18 protein-coding genes are annotated in these 13,878 nt (G+C 35.4%); 9 read left to right on the top strand and 9 right to left on the bottom strand.

Annotation, left to right across the window (positions count from 1 at the left end; all coding sequences use genetic code 11):
* The 6 genes from N5J47_RS16820 to N5J47_RS16795 form a co-directional block, all read left to right on the top strand.
* Window positions 1-1,173, top strand: a 1,173-nt coding sequence (locus N5J47_RS16820) for an Eco57I restriction-modification methylase domain-containing protein (RefSeq protein WP_279961387.1), incomplete at its 5' end; no start/stop codon positions are given.
* A complete protein-coding gene (locus N5J47_RS16815; protein ID WP_279961386.1) occupies window positions 1,166-1,498 on the top strand; it encodes a hypothetical protein in 333 nt (110 codons plus the stop codon). The genes N5J47_RS16820 and N5J47_RS16815, both read left to right, overlap by 8 nt.
* A 21-nt stretch (window positions 1,499-1,519) precedes the next feature.
* A complete protein-coding gene (locus tag N5J47_RS16810; RefSeq protein ID WP_279961385.1) occupies window positions 1,520-2,110 on the top strand; it encodes a BsuBI/PstI family type II restriction endonuclease in 591 nt (196 codons plus the stop codon).
* Between the two features lie 263 nt (window positions 2,111-2,373).
* A complete protein-coding gene (locus N5J47_RS16805; protein WP_279961384.1) occupies window positions 2,374-2,955 on the top strand; it encodes a DUF805 domain-containing protein in 582 nt (193 codons plus the stop codon).
* A 69-nt stretch (window positions 2,956-3,024) separates the two neighbouring features.
* Window positions 3,025-3,237: a hypothetical protein gene (locus N5J47_RS16800; RefSeq protein WP_279961383.1), complete on the top strand. Its 213-nt coding sequence runs from the start codon at window positions 3,025-3,027 to the stop codon at window positions 3,235-3,237.
* A 63-nt stretch (window positions 3,238-3,300) separates the two neighbouring features.
* Window positions 3,301-3,903, top strand: a complete 603-nt coding sequence (locus tag N5J47_RS16795; protein WP_279961382.1) for a hypothetical protein — start codon at window positions 3,301-3,303, stop codon at window positions 3,901-3,903.
* Window positions 3,904-3,944: 41 nt separating this feature from the next.
* On the opposite strand, the gene N5J47_RS16790 is transcribed toward N5J47_RS16795, so the two are convergent.
* From N5J47_RS16790 to N5J47_RS16765, 6 genes are all read right to left on the bottom strand, one after another.
* Entirely contained in the window at window positions 3,945-4,430 is a 486-nt protein-coding gene (locus tag N5J47_RS16790) for a hypothetical protein (RefSeq protein ID WP_279961381.1), read from the bottom strand.
* 162 nt (window positions 4,431-4,592) lie between these two features.
* Window positions 4,593-4,949 (bottom strand): hypothetical protein, encoded by a 357-nt coding sequence (locus N5J47_RS16785; RefSeq protein ID WP_279961380.1) that lies wholly within the window; start codon window positions 4,947-4,949, stop codon window positions 4,593-4,595.
* A gap of 20 nt (window positions 4,950-4,969) precedes the next feature.
* Window positions 4,970-5,506, bottom strand: a complete 537-nt coding sequence (locus N5J47_RS16780) for a hypothetical protein (RefSeq protein WP_279961379.1) — start codon at window positions 5,504-5,506, stop codon at window positions 4,970-4,972.
* A 153-nt stretch (window positions 5,507-5,659) separates the two neighbouring features.
* On the bottom strand, window positions 5,660-7,330 hold the full coding sequence (locus tag N5J47_RS16775; protein WP_279961378.1) for a dynamin family protein: 1,671 nt from the start codon (window positions 7,328-7,330) through the stop codon (window positions 5,660-5,662).
* Entirely contained in the window at window positions 7,327-9,384 is a 2,058-nt protein-coding gene (locus tag N5J47_RS16770; protein ID WP_279961377.1) for a dynamin family protein, read from the bottom strand. The genes N5J47_RS16775 and N5J47_RS16770 overlap by 4 nt, the downstream gene beginning before the upstream one ends.
* A gap of 1 nt (window position 9,385) precedes the next feature.
* Window positions 9,386-10,012 (bottom strand): hypothetical protein, encoded by a 627-nt coding sequence (locus N5J47_RS16765; protein WP_279961376.1) that lies wholly within the window; start codon window positions 10,010-10,012, stop codon window positions 9,386-9,388.
* 117 nt (window positions 10,013-10,129) lie between these two features.
* On the opposite strand from N5J47_RS16765, the gene N5J47_RS16760 reads away from it, so the two are divergent.
* The gene (locus N5J47_RS16760; RefSeq protein WP_279962418.1) at window positions 10,130-10,702 is read left to right on the top strand and encodes a transposase; all 573 of its coding nucleotides are present in this window, start codon (window positions 10,130-10,132) and stop codon (window positions 10,700-10,702) included.
* A 31-nt stretch (window positions 10,703-10,733) separates the two neighbouring features.
* Here N5J47_RS16760 and N5J47_RS16755 read toward each other — a convergent pair whose 3' ends face one another.
* Complete coding sequence (locus tag N5J47_RS16755; RefSeq protein WP_279961317.1) at window positions 10,734-11,624, bottom strand: WYL domain-containing protein; 891 nt, start codon at window positions 11,622-11,624, stop codon at window positions 10,734-10,736.
* 142 nt (window positions 11,625-11,766) lie between these two features.
* Here N5J47_RS16755 and N5J47_RS16750 point away from each other — a divergent pair, with 142 nt between their 5' ends.
* Together N5J47_RS16750 and N5J47_RS16745 are read left to right on the top strand one after the other, a co-directional pair.
* Window positions 11,767-12,036: a helix-turn-helix transcriptional regulator gene (locus N5J47_RS16750; protein WP_279961316.1), complete on the top strand. Its 270-nt coding sequence runs from the start codon at window positions 11,767-11,769 to the stop codon at window positions 12,034-12,036.
* A gap of 184 nt (window positions 12,037-12,220) precedes the next feature.
* Window positions 12,221-12,481, top strand: a complete 261-nt coding sequence (locus N5J47_RS16745) for a helix-turn-helix transcriptional regulator (protein WP_279961315.1) — start codon at window positions 12,221-12,223, stop codon at window positions 12,479-12,481.
* 160 nt (window positions 12,482-12,641) lie between these two features.
* Here N5J47_RS16745 and N5J47_RS16740 read toward each other — a convergent pair whose 3' ends face one another.
* Together N5J47_RS16740 and N5J47_RS16735 are read right to left on the bottom strand one after the other, a co-directional pair.
* Window positions 12,642-12,863 (bottom strand): AlpA family phage regulatory protein, encoded by a 222-nt coding sequence (locus N5J47_RS16740; protein WP_279961314.1) that lies wholly within the window; start codon window positions 12,861-12,863, stop codon window positions 12,642-12,644.
* Between the two features lie 85 nt (window positions 12,864-12,948).
* The gene (locus N5J47_RS16735) at window positions 12,949-13,860 is read right to left on the bottom strand and encodes a hydrolase or metal-binding protein (protein ID WP_279961313.1); all 912 of its coding nucleotides are present in this window, start codon (window positions 13,858-13,860) and stop codon (window positions 12,949-12,951) included.
* Window positions 13,861-13,878 lie beyond the last annotated feature (18 nt).

Below are 13,878 nucleotides of genomic sequence, written 5' to 3'. Positions count from 1 at the left end.
GAGCCAGCAAAACTTGAAGTTTGTAATGAAAACTTTATAGATTTTGCCTTTCAAAGTCTTTTGGAAAAAAGACAGTCTTATGACCTGATCATTCTTAATCCACCCTATAAAAAAATTAATGCCAAATCTAAAGAGCGTTTATTATTACGGAAATTAGGTATTGAAGTTGTCAATCTCTATGCGGCTTTTGTTGCCTTGAGTTTGGAATTGCTGACAGATCAAGGTGAACTTGTTGTCATTTTACCTCGTAGCTTCTGTAATGGTACTTACTTTAAACCCTTTAGAGAGTTCGTTTTAGAACGCTCAGTAATTAAAACCATTCATACTTTTGAATCTCGACAAGATATTTTCCAAGATGAAAGTATCTTACAAGAAAATATTATTCTGCATTTACGGAAAAGTTCTACTCAAAATAATGACGTATGTATAAGTCATTCTATTAATTCCAGTTTTAAAAACTTAAAAAAAGAATCTTATTCATTTTCTAAAATTGTATATCCTGATGATAAGGATAAATTTATTCATATCCCCACCACAGCTCAACCTGATACTCAACTCAACCGCCTATTTTCTTCCAGTTTGGAAGAATTAGGTTTACAGGTCTCTACAGGTCCTGTTGTAGATTTCAGGGTTAAAGAAGAACTATGTTTTGATCTTCCTAAAGAGCAGCATGTGCCCCTATTTTACCCTAGCCACTTTGATGGTATTTCATCTCTGATCTGGACAAATCCTCAGCATAAAAAACCGAATGCACTTATGCTCAATGAGCAGACGACAAAAATGGTTTACCAAGCAGGTTACTATTGTGTTGTTAGACGTTTTTCGCCAAAGGAACAAAAGCATCGTATTGTTGCTCATTTCCTTGATCGAAGCTTATTAACAGATTATTCATATTTCGCTTTTGAAAACCACCTCAACGTTTTTCATATCAAAAAATCGGGCTTAAATGCTGAAATTGCGCTAGGTTTAACTATTTACCTAAACAGTAATATCGTAGACCAATATTTCCGCCAGTTTAGCGGTCATACACAAATTAATGTCGGTGATCTAAAAAAACTTCCCTACCCTAATCTTGAACAGTTAAAAGCATTAGGATTATGGGCAAAAGAATACAAGCAAATACAGCAAGATCAAATTGATCAGAGAGTTATGGAGTTAGTTCAAAATGTCTGAAAGCCATCAATATATTTCTGATGCAATCTCTATTTTAAAACAATTGGGCTTCCCATCTAAACAACAGCAAGAACGTTCAGCCTTAACACTTTTGGCTCTTTTAGATTTACGGCCTGATGGAAACTGGCAAGATTTACAGTCTCCCCTTATGGGTGTCACACCAATTATGGATTGGATGAATTTGTACTATCAAAAACAATATGCACCAAATTCCCGTGAGACAGTAAGAAGACAGACTTTACATCAGTTCGTTAGTGCTGGATTGATTCTTTATAATCCAGATGAGCCGAATCGGCCAGTGAATAGTGGGAAAACTGTTTACTAGATCGAACCTAGTGCCAAAGCTTTGTTGCAGAATTTTGGTACAGAGCAATGGGAAAATAACCTTGAAAAATATTTAGCAGATCGAGATGCATTGGTTTGTAAATATGCAAAAGAAAGAGAACATTTATTAGTTCCTGTACAGATTGATAGTAATACTGAAATTCTTCTTACGCCAGGTGCTCATAGTGAGTTAATCAAAAAGATCATTGAAGATTTTGCGCCTCGATTTGCACCTAACTCCACACTTATTTATGCTGGTGATACAGGTTCAAAAGTCGGGCATTTTAATGAGACTCTATTGACAGAGCTAGGTGTGACAATCAACAAACACGGTAAAATGCCAGATGTCGTCCTGTATTTTTCTGAAAAAGATTGGTTAATTCTCATTGAATCAGTCACTAGTCATGGTCCTGTAGATGGCAAACGTCATGAGGAACTGGCACAGTTATTTGCAAACTCATCTGCTGGTTTAGTGTATGTCACCGCCTTTCCTGACCGTGCCATTATGCGAAAATATTTAGGTGATATTGCTTGGGAAACTGAAGTCTGGGTTGCGGATGCCCCTACTCACTTAATTCATTTTAATGGAGTTAGATTTTTAGAACCTTATTGAAGAATGCAAAATAGTAACCTATGAACTATTTAATGAAGCTTGAAATACTAATTTATGCAGAGATTTTATCTTGGAAAGGAAAAATCGTTATTGTCTTATTTAAGTATAGCAAACATACGACATCCAAATTAGCTAAAATCGCTGCATAAATATTTTTCTAAAATTTTTATTTATTTTTCAATAAGGGACACCACCTGTCCTACGGCCCCTGCATCATAGCTCTACAAAACAAGAAATCTAAACTTGTTCAATATGGAGCTAATATGAAAGGTACTATTCTTCATTTTTCAATTCAGACCAATACAGGCATTATCTCTGGGGATGACCAAAACCGCTATACATTCTTAGGCAGTGAATGGAAAGACGCTTCCTCCCCTCAGCGTGGAACCAAAGTTGATTTTGACCTTAATGCGACAGGTCAAGCTATTGGTATATACAAAGCCCTCGGTAGCAGTATAAATACTGACGTTGCTGATCTTGTAAATACAGACCAAAGCGAAGAGAAATATTCAGGTTTCCATTGGTTTGTAAAATGCCTAAAAAACTATGTCAATTTTAGTGGTCGTGCTAGACGTAAAGAGTTCTGGTTCTTTAACCTCGTTTATTTTGGTTTATTACTGATTATTTCAGGTCTTTTCGGTTCACAAAGTCCTTTGCTTATTCTACTGCTACTCAGCATGTTCTTACCTGCTCTTGCGGTATCGACCAGACGTTTACACGATATTGGAAAATCTGGCTGGTGGTATCTGATTAGTTTCACAGGGATTGGTTATTTTTTATTGCTCTTCTGGTGGGTAACAGAGGGAGATAACCATAGCAATCCATATGGTGAACCAACTAAATAATCACAAATAACGCCAATATTTTCCCATAAGGAGGTATTGGCGTAAGGGCTATATCTTAAAGGTGAATCTATGGCTTTTATCATTTTACTGTTCTTTTCAATATTGATTGCTTTGTATGCCAATAGTCAAGGTCGATCTTTTTTATTCTGGTTTTTGGTATCAGCAATATTGACACCTTTTATTGGTTTTATCGCCCTGCTCATCATTTCACGATTAGCCCCTTTACCTTTACGGCAGAATGACTCACGTGTCATTAAAACCATTCATTATCCAAAAAACTAAATATCTATCAATGTCCTATATCATGACATTTACAAGATATAGGTCACTTTAATGGAATCCTATATGAAGCCTTTTATTTTTACTCTAGCACTACTCAGCAGTGCGTCTCTCTTAACTGCCTGTGACAACATTAAAAAAGTTCTGCCACATGCTGAAAATGAAAAATCTGAACAATCGGTTAAAGCTCAAACTGAAGAAAAGGCTATTCAAAATAAGCCTACTCTTCAAGGCATTGAAACTTTGGTTGACAATAAAGTTGCTGAATCGATTAAATTCTTAAATGAAGAATCCCGACGTTCTGCTTCTGACGATGATTATTATAAATATGCCTTAAATTCAAAAAATATTATCAAGTCTGATCTCAATCAGGATGGAAAGACTGATTACGTTGTTGAGGCTAGTTTCTGTGAGGAAACAAACTGCCATTCAACAACCATGACCTATGAAGTTTTTATTTTTACCACCGATCAAAAGGATCAGATCAATTTTATTACTGATCTGAATCTTGGTCTGGATGCCAAAGTCACCAACATTAGTAAAGATGGCATTATTAGCATTGAAAACCATGAATATGCAGAAAATGATCCCTCTTGCTGCCCATCCATTGTGAATACTCAATCTTATGCCTTGGTTGGCAAAAAATTAGCTTTACTGGCTAATCCATAATTTAAAAATGGGAAACCTCGACATTGAAGTTTCCCACTTTTTTATCTTTTGAATGTCCAATTACCTAAATTGGTATTAATCTGAATTTCAATAATCTTATCCAGACTACAGTTATTGATATAACCACGATAGGTACGACCAAAACTCAAAGTGACAGGCATTTTAATTGAGTTATCAATTGCACTACACTGTCCCCGATTGAGAATAACCTTTTCAATCGTTACCTGATCTGTTGTGGACTGCACATCAATCATACCTAAGCCATATTCAGCCCATGCAGGGTTTAATTGTAAGTCGATTCGTACAGGCGCTTCTTCGGGAATTTGAGGTGTTTCCATTTCCTCTACACTTTCATTCTCATAACGGGTTAAGCCGTCTGCACTATATTGATCATCGGTATCATTAACAGGTTGTGTTTCCTGAATCACTTCAGCCTTTTCAGTGGAATCTACATTGGGCTTATTGTTTGAGGCATCATGACACCCAGCGATAAGTAATAGACTCCCTACAAGATAGTATAATCTCATTGGATTACCATTTATTTTAAAAAATTCAGGCTCTTATTCCGAGAAAATGAAATAAGAACCTAGAGAAAGATAAAATTAGGATTACATTTCAGGACGAAGTTTGATGCCCTGAATTTTACTGATGACTTTTTTATTGGTCGCACACTCTACTGTAGCAAGCAGTTAATCGTTACTAATCACGTCCACACCTGCTGTATATTTTTGCTCTATCTTATCAATACTGTCATTAACCCGATATATGGTTTTTCCATTCGGAATATTAATCGCATAATTCTCATAGCGTCCAAATCCCTCCCATTGATAAGTGGTGACTTTACCCCGAGGAACTGTGATTGCCAACTCTGGTGTAGCATTTGCCTTACCAAATGAATAACTGATGGTATTGCCTGCATCACAGACCTGAATCACTTTGTTATTGGTCGTTGTACAGTTGAATACCGTTTTGCTCTGGCTTGGGCACGCTGCGAATAATGAATGGCTACAGACAGCAATGGTAAGTCCGATAATTAACTTTTTCATTTTAAATTCCTTTTAGCTATTTATCGATAGTGGCAATATTTTTGTTCACCAAATGGTTCATCATCACCCAAGCTGAGTGCTGATACTTTTTGGCTTTTTAATTGCTTGGTTGTTATATCCCCACCCCAAGTATTAAAAATCAGATTGATTGAACCCTCTGGACCACTTCTCACTACATAGTCTGCAAGTGCACCCTCACCCCAGCCCTCATGATAGCAACCATACTTGAGTTTTTTCTCAATGCTACTTATGCTTTCTTTATTCAGGAAAATCTTAATGCCATCTGTATATAAATAATCAGTAGACACGTTTCCGCTTAATGTTGCATTATTTAAGCCATATTGATCAAAACGGGCTGCGATCTTATTGCCATTTTTTAGCTTCCAGATCACGAAATCAGAATTTTTTTCTGTTGGTTTGCCGAGTTTGCTTGTCACAGTTTTTAGTGAGTCACCGACTGTAAGCTTCACCCCATTTGCAGAAATAAAGTCATCTGCAAAAATAGATGTAGTTGCAGCAAGTAAACTTGCCAGTAAAATAGATTTTGATAATTTCATTGAATAAGCCCCTTGTTGAATTATCATTTTGATAAGGCTTTATTATTCAATATGGAGCGGACAGGTTGTGTCCTTTTTTATTATTAACCATGAAAATACAGACAAATATTGATTAATAATTGTCTGTATAAATTTTAAATTAATAGACCAAAATCACTCAACCAAACTTACCCGTCTAGCATAATCCTCTAATTCACGTTCATATTGACGTATTTGAGTTTTATCTAATCCAGAAAAAATTAATTTCTCATGTTCTTTTATCAGATGATTAAAATTAATTTTAATACGATTAGAATATTCATCTAATAATTGATTTTTAATTTGACTAGCAATTTGAGTTTGTAAGTGTTGAACTTGTGTGTCCATGTGGTTATTTCGTTGTTCTGACTTACCCAGATTAGAAATTAGACTAGCTGCAACACCAGCAATTACCATAGGTAAAGCTACAGTTGCCAATGCTGCACCAACCGTTGCAAATGCGGCTCCTGCTGCTGTTCCAAGGCCTGCCGTTCCTGCTATTGTTGCTAATCTAGTTCCAGCATGTATAGCTGCGGACGTAGCTGCGGTTTTAAATACGCCATCTATATCACCGCCATTCTGAGTAGCTGTATTAATACTTAGCCATTCATTTTGCTGAAAATTAATCATTCGCTGTTCAGCCTTTTGATTAGTTTCATCAAAAATATTACGAAACTTTGCCCCATAATGATCTTGTATTACATTGTTTAAATGATTTAAATGATCTTGTGCAAGAGAGCCAGGTGCATTGCCTCCTGATATTTTATTTCCAAGTTGTATATCACTACTTAATTCATGACACTTCATTTCAATTGTAATACCAATATCATCTTTAAATCGTTTTTCTTGGTAATTTAAATCATTTACATAATCTTGCTGTTCCTGTTGTAATTTATTCAGTTTTCTAGCGGCTGATTCATGTAACACTTTTTCTCTATTAATTAATGCCCTTAAAGATGACTCCACACTATCTGCTTTGACTTGTGAAGCCTTTCTACTTATTTGCTCAAGTAAGTATTGTTTAAATTCATCAAAATACTCTGAAAATTCATTATTCTTAGGCTGTTTTAAAGCTTTATAAGCGGACACAGCAAAAATTTCCTGAAAATACTCTTCACTATTACGACGTAAATAACGTACTAATTGTTCAGGTCTATCTTCAGTTTCATCAATCTTATTAATCACTGCAACAATAGGTTTACCCAATTTTGTTAGTTCTTCTATTTTTTCTAGGATATTGGTTTGCCCAAGATGATTAGCATTAAAAATCCATAATGCTAAATCTACATCCTGCATAATACTTGTGGTAAGTTCCTCATTTTGTGAAGTCACTGTTCCCAATCCTGGTGAATCTATTAACAACAATTCCTTAAACTGATGTTGATTTGTTTTAATAATAATTTTATTAATTTCTCCAGCCTGCTTTAATATATCTGCATCTGTACCATATAGAGACATCATTTCAGCATGGCTAATATCATGATTACTACCATTTTTATAAATGACAGTAGCTTTAGGTTGATCAGCGTAACCAATTTCCCAAATTGTTGCTGTGGCTTCCAATACATTAACAGGTGATACATTTTGACCAACCAAAGCATTGATTAACGTTGATTTACCAGCCTTTACTTCCCCCATTAAAAATACTTTAAGCGTAGTCATTTGTTTAGACTTGATTTTAGCTAAATGTTGAGTTACATCATCAAGCTCATTCTGTAAGCCTACTAAATCATTAATAACTTTATTATTACGCAATAGTGAGGTACTAAATAATTTTTCCAGATTCATACATTGTTGCTGACTCATGATAAACTCCCTTTAAATAATAGATGAGCAAATGATTTCCTTTGAAAATCAACATCCTTAATTTCAATCGCATCTAATTTGGCAAATAATTTCTGTAAATCTTTAGTCTGTTCAGAACCAGCATGTAAAGAGGTAAATGCTCTTTCAGCATGATTACGTAAAGTATCGTGTGCCGTAGTAAACGTTGTTGTTATAAATTTTTCGACATCCCGATTACAATTGCGTTTTAAGGTTTCCAAATTTTCTTTCATGCTTTCTTTTGCTTTTTCCTCCTTACTTTTTCCAAACAAGAATCCTAATAATCCTGCTGCCAATCCTATAGGTCCCAACAATGCTAAACCTGCCATAGCTAGTCCTCCCCCCATTAACATGCCACCTACATCAAAAACTTCAACACCTAAAGCTACAGATGTATTAACTTTTAAACTTCCATTATGATTATTTTTTAAATCATCAATAACATTGACATATTTATATTCTGAAAAAGTAGTTTCATCCTGTTTAAGGTATCTTTCAACTGTATCAGATAATTTTTTTATGTTCTCATCACTATATTTTTCTTGTATAGTTTTTAATTCTCCTAATCTAAATATAGATTCTTCAATAAATTTTTCACGCTCTTTTTCAGACATATCCAAAATTCTTTTTGCATGAAAATCGATCATATTTTCAATTTTTTTTACATGACCAGAAAATTTAATTTCCCAGTCCTGCTTAAATTGTTTTTGTAAACTATCCAAATCTTTTTCTGCTTTATTAAGACGATCTTCTAATTGGTTTAAGTCTTTCGCTAAACGTAATAAATATAAATTTAAAAAATCCTTTTGATAAGTACTAATTTCCCCTCTAAATCCTTGTAATTTAGAAGTAATACGAGAATCTACCGCATTATAGTAAAAATATCGGTTAACTACAGCACATAACCGATTATAACCACTATTATCTAGTAAATCTTGATCATTACTTTTTATTGCTTCCACTGCCTGCTTAGCAGAATAAGGAACTACATCTAAAAATTTATTCTCAAAAATATTATTTGCAGCACGAACAACTTTCTGCAAAGTTTCTTCCCCACCTTGTTCAATTACTTTATCAGCATGATTTAATACAGCAATGATGTTATTAATACTTTTCCCATTTGTATTTGCATTTGCTAAAGACTGCTCAAGATTTTCTAAAGCCTTTTTCGGTGTAATAGCGGATAAAGTAGTGGCATCTAATACCCATAACACACCATCTGCCTGATAATAAAAATCACTGACGTTCTCGCCCCGTATTCCTTCATCTCCATGTGTACCTGCATGAGCCTGTGACAGTCCAGGCGTATCGATTAAAGAAAATTTATTTAATATAGATGTCTCATTAATCTTATTTAAACCCCAACGTACTTCATATACTTCTGAACGATATAAAAGCTTATTTTGTAGTTCCCTACGTAGTTCACTTTTTTCTTCGGGAGTATTTAGCACCTTTGAACGATTTCTAAATTCTTTATCAAATTTTTCTTCGCTATCCTCCCTTTTTTTCTCTTCTTCCTCAATTAATTTTTTTGCCTCTTGTTCAGTATAAAATTTTTCTTCTCCATTGCGGTAACGCACTCTCACGGATTTCTTTTCAACTTTATCATTTTTATAAAATAAATCAGTTTTCCATGTTTTAGGTAATGTTCCAACATCAGCAACTTTTGAACCAACCAGTGAATTTAGTAATGAAGATTTACCTGCTTTCCCCATACCAATGACATAGAGCATATATGGAAATTCCATATCCTGCTCCAATCTATCCAGTTTCACAATTAATTCATTGAAATTCTTTAATTCATCTTTAAATAATTTAGCCTTTCCCTCCAATTTAGTCTGTTTTAGTTGCGTATTGATCTCCTTAATTTCTACAATGGACTGGTGAATAGCTTGTTTAAATCTTTCATTATTCTCACTATTCTGAGTACGCACTTTTTCAAGTAAATTATTATTTGATAATTTACTTGTTATCTTTTTATAGATATCAAAGGCTTCTATTAAAGCCTTATTCTCACCTACAACAATATCACTCATGTTACTTTCCTCCAAAGTGGAAGATAACAGCTAAAATTATAATCCCCAGAAGCACATTAATACCAATTATTGAGTATAATAACTTCTCTTGTTTTTTCTGAAAGTTCTCAATTTGAAAACCCAACTGAGTAACTACTGAGTTTAATTTTTCAATATCTTTTTTATGAGAAACTGAATTTTGATCTATTGTAGTTTTTACTTCTTCAATTAATTTCTTTGTATTGTTATTTTGATTCTCTAATTTTTGACTAGCATCATCTAATTGGACTCCTAGTTGTTTTTTAACCTCACCAACCTGTGCCCCCAATGAATTAGTATTATTATTTATTTTATTAAGAAAATTTTCTATCTTACCAATATCATCAGATGCTTTCTTGACTATCTGTGAGGCAGACTCCATCCGCTCAGATATAGGTAGAACTTGTTCCTTTATTGTATTTGCTGCAACCTGACCTATTTGATTAGATGTCTGTTTTAGTACTTGCACAGTTGTTTGCATTTCGTCTGTTACGACTTTAATTTGTTCTGATAAAGGCGAAACTGTTGTTTTAATGACAGTAGATGAAACTTTATCAACGAGTTGAACAAAATCCCCATATAATTCATTTTTTGAATTATCAATATTCATACTAAGCTCCTTACTTAGATTTAAATTAAAAACACAAGTTACAATTAAAACAGATGAACTCTAAACTAATAATAATTAAGGGGCTGTAGTAGATTAGCTTTGTGATAATCTACTTCTATGAAGATAACTAGATGTAAATTAAATAGAAAAATTCAAATAAAGCTATTAGAGTTTTTCATTGCTGAAGTTACCGCTAGAACTGCCGCTGATTTATTGGGAATTCAACCTAATTCTGCCGCATTGTTCTATAGAAAAATTCGTCAAATCATTATGTATCACCTTGACCAAGATGCCATTGAAGTATTTCAAGGACAAATTGAATTAGATGAAAGCTATTTCGGTGGAGCACGTAAAGGAAAACGTGGTCGAGGTGCTGCTGGCAAAGTGATTGTCTTTGGTTTGCTCAAACGTAATAGTAAAGTTTATACAGACCACTGGCATAGTTATAACGCTTTAGATGTTGCAGGATTTAGCCATCATCGTATCAATCATTCAAGTCATTTTGCCGATGGCCAGAATCATATTAATGGGATTGAAAACTTTTGGAATCAGGCAAAAAGAGTACTACGAAAATACAATGGTATTGACCGAAATGCCTTTCCGTTGTTTATTAAGGAATGTGAGTTTAGATTCAATTATGGCAGCCCCAAACAACAGCTTAAAACGCTATTAAAATGGACTGAAATTTAACTTTATCTACTACAGCCCCATAATTAAATATTTAAAGGTTTAGATATTCTTTCAAATCCTTTTCCATATCATCCTGCAACCCCTCTGGATTCACAATTTTAAGGTGAGGAATCCAATAACGGACCAAAGGCAAAATTTGGGTAATATGAGTAATCCGACTAGACAGCAATAATCCACCATCATCCAGCTTTTTAATGACCTGCTGTTCAGGCAAAAGCTGCCGTTGCTGAAAGTGCAAAGCGACATCAGCATGAACAGTTAAAATAATTTCCTGCTTCTCCTGACCAAACCAGATACTTTCTTCATCCTCTAATTGAGTCAAAATCGCTGCATCAGGTTTAAAGCCTAAAAGCTCATGGGGGTGTGGTGATAACTCAATCCGACTTAAACGATAGGCTCGCAATACACCTTTACGCACTGCTGCCAAATACCAACAGCCATGATGATGAACTAATTTATAAGGCTCAACGACACGAGGTTCACCTTTATAAAGGAAACCTATTTGTTGATGCTTACGAATCGCTTCACCAAATACTTCAAATAAGGCTTTAAACTGTGAGGCATCTTCAACAAAATAACCTTTGGCATCATAGACACGACTATCTAAAAGCTCTCGTATAAATGAAACGTCGAGCTTAGGATATAAATGTCGAATTCCTGAGATTTGGGCAAAGCACTGAATATCTTTTAGTTTTAATTTACCTAAATAGGTTGAGTCTAAATAAAAATATTTTCCCTCTTTTTGTATAGGTAAATTACAGCTTTCCAATCGTACTAAATCACGTCGGATGGTTTTTGGATGGGCATCATAGCTTTCTGCAAGCATATTGATGGTTAATTTTTCCCCTGAGTTTAGCCTTGTAAGAATATCAATCAAACGATTGGCTAAAGTCTCATTTTTATTTTGCGTATCCTTTTGCATGACAACCTGCGATTTTTATTTCTAACGTTACAGCAATTATTCATTTTTCGAGGGACAGGTTGTGTCCATTTAACGATATTTATTTGAACAAAATACATTTTCCTATTTTGGTCAAAAATGAAATATATCATAAATATGCGTGATGACAAGAAGTATCTATACAGACGAAATGCTTGCCTTACAGGACTGGCTTAAAAGCCAGCGTAAGTCACAAAATCTCACCATGCACAATCTTGCTACACGTATGGCACGACCTCATTCATTTATATATAAAGTTGAACAGGGCGAACGCCGTTTAGATGTCATTGAATATATTTGGTACTGTACTGCCCTCGGTGTTGATCCTCATACGGGTATAGATGCTGTACTAAAAAACTCATCCTCATCTGCTGAACCAGCCTCCGAAGATTAATAATCAGTCATCCTATCCTGCCACAGGGACAGGTTGTGTCCCTTTTTTTAAAAATTACTGATTTTTTACATCTAAGATCAATTTCTCAAATCCTAAAAATCAATAAAAAATAATCTTTAAAAATAAACATTACCACAATGTACTCAATTTGAGTACAAGCGTCAATGTACCGTAAATAGATACAATGACAAAAAGCATCTACACCAATGAAATGGTGGCACTTCGTGACTGGTTAAAATCCCAGCGACTCGCCCAACAATTGACCATGCGTAGCCTTGCTAAACGTATGAATAAACCCCATTCGTTTGTACAACGAGTTGAAGAGGGAGACAGACGTTTAGATGTGGTTGAATACGCACAATACTGTATTGCTCTTGAACTTGACCCAAGAACAGGTCTAGAACTCGTCCTTAAACATATCTCATCAGAACATCCAGAAATTTAAACTTCAAACAGCCTACCTCATGCTAGGGACAGGTTGTGTCCCTTTTTTCAATCAAGTGAAAATAAAATTCGTATTGTTAAAAAATAGTTGCTTACCCAATTTAGGTAGAAACATCTTTCAATTCCATCCACAACAAAAAAATAAGGGGATCATTTTCCCCTTATTTTTCTCGCTGAGCGATTTTTAACTCCAGCCAATCATTGATTTCCTGTGATAACCAACCAACTCGATTCTGAGTCAAATGGATAGGCTTAGGAAAATCTGGATCGTAGTAGTCAGATTTGGGGTTAATGAGAGCGTAGATGGTTGAACGACTTAAAGCCGTAATTCCAATCACAGCAGTGATATTAAGAACTTGATATTGATATTCAATAGTTGACATGATGTTATTACTCCCAGTTTGTGATTGAGAGGTGCTTCTCTCAATACAAACCCGAGTTCTGTATTTTTCTGCCAATAGCCTTAGCCTAGTTTACAGCCCTTACACTTTGCCGAAGTCCCTGTTTGATGCCTGTAGCATCATCCAATACTTGTTGAGTAGATGTTGGATCAGGCTGTACCTCAACAGCATTTTGCTGGTCACTATAAAACTCCTCCACAATATCCAGCCCCTCATCACCACCCACCTCAAAACTCGCATTGCCATAGCCCTGCCTTGCAACAAAATCCAGAGCCTCCTGATAAAAGCCTGCTGCCTTGCTTTGTTCATCTATCTGCTTGGCTGAGCTAATCGCTTCCTGTAAATTCACGCCATCACGTAAAGTTAAGTCCACATAATAGATCGGGGTACGGTAGCTTTGGGTGGTGCTTTTGCCTCGTAAGGTCAGTTGCAAAGGCAAACATGACAGTAAATTTCCTGATGCCGCATGATAATAACTGAGCCGTGCCGCCAGTGTCCGAATACTGTTAAAGCCAGTGGTTCTAAAAATGAATGTGCCAAACTCATCCGATTCATCCAGATTAACATACAGCCGACCATAAGGCTTGCACAGTCCGCCCTGTGCCAGTGGACATAGGTCAGGTGATGGGCATGGATGTTGCTCAATCCCATTTTGACCAAGACGTTGACAGGTTTCTCCATTGCCTGAGCAAATTAAACGTCCTGTTTGTCGGTCAAATAAACTGTACTCTGCCCGAAGATTGAGTTCAGGTTCATTAAAGATCATACGGACTGGAATGGTACGAAGTTTGCCGTTCTGTGCCTTTGTCCGAAGCTGCTCATCCAGTGGATGTTTTACCCAGCCATCCTTAGTCTGAATCTGACTGGTAATAGTAAACTGGTCATCCTTTTCAGGTAGTCGCTTGCCATTCTTTTCGACGATCTTGCCAATACTAATACGCCCCAACACAGGTGGGGTAATTGCTAAACCTTTAATCATGGTGATTATCCTTTATTG

Origin of the sequence: Acinetobacter sp. GD03645, assembly GCF_029845285.1 — a bacterium.
In the GTDB taxonomy this organism is placed as follows: Bacteria; Pseudomonadota; Gammaproteobacteria; order Pseudomonadales; family Moraxellaceae; genus Acinetobacter; species Acinetobacter corruptisaponis.
This window is presented reverse-complemented; position numbering and strand designations above follow the sequence as displayed.